This is a genomic window from Sinorhizobium sp. P24N7 (genome assembly GCF_042436655.1).
GTDB lineage: Bacteria > Pseudomonadota > Alphaproteobacteria > Rhizobiales > Rhizobiaceae > Sinorhizobium > Sinorhizobium meliloti_A.
Genome location: NZ_JBHMIW010000077.1, coordinates 1 through 716 on the forward strand (window position 1 = coordinate 1; position 716 = coordinate 716).

Sequence of the window (716 nt, forward strand, 5' to 3'; positions counted from 1 at the left end):
GGAATATCCGCCCTTCACCGGGCCGGGAATGTTGGACGGCCTGCTGCAGGTGAACCACGAATTCATTCTGACGCAATCCTTCACCATCGCCGACAAGCCGATCGCTCAAGAACGTATTAGTCGATTGCAGAGGCAGATCAGAGCCTCGGACGAGTCCGGTAGCTCAGTCGAACAGGAGATCGACTATGCGCTCAATAGCCTGATGAACCAGGAAGCCGTTTTCGGCTTCCACCATCTTTCGCTCCTATGCCTCTCCCGCGATCTCCCGGGCCTTAGCCGCACTGTTTCCGAACTCGGTGCTTGCCTCACCGACATGAACCTCACCTGGCTTCGCGAGGATCTGAACCTCGAAGCGGGATTTTGGGCGCAACTGCCCGGCAATCACAGCTACATTGCTCGCAAAGCGATGTTGTCGAGCGCGAATTTTTCCGGCCTGTCCTCCATGCACAATTTCGCGACGGGCCAGGCCGATCGCACTCATTGGGGACTGCCAATCACGATCCTCGAAACCACGTCGCAGACGCCATACTGGTTCAACTTCCATCGCCGCGATATCGGGCACTTCCTCGTCACGGGACCAACCGGCTCCGGTAAAACGGTCGCTTTGACCTTCCTGCTCGCACAGGCGATGCGCGTTTCACCGACGCCGAAAGGCGTGTTCTTCGACAAGGATCGCGGCGCGGAAATCTTCGTAAGGGCGATTGGCGGTTCATATG

At 57.7% G+C, this 716-nt stretch carries 1 pseudogene; it reads left to right on the forward strand.

Annotated elements, in window-relative coordinates:
• Nucleotides 1-716, forward strand: a pseudogene (locus ACFHWW_RS33980) (type VI secretion protein); the annotation flags it as partial.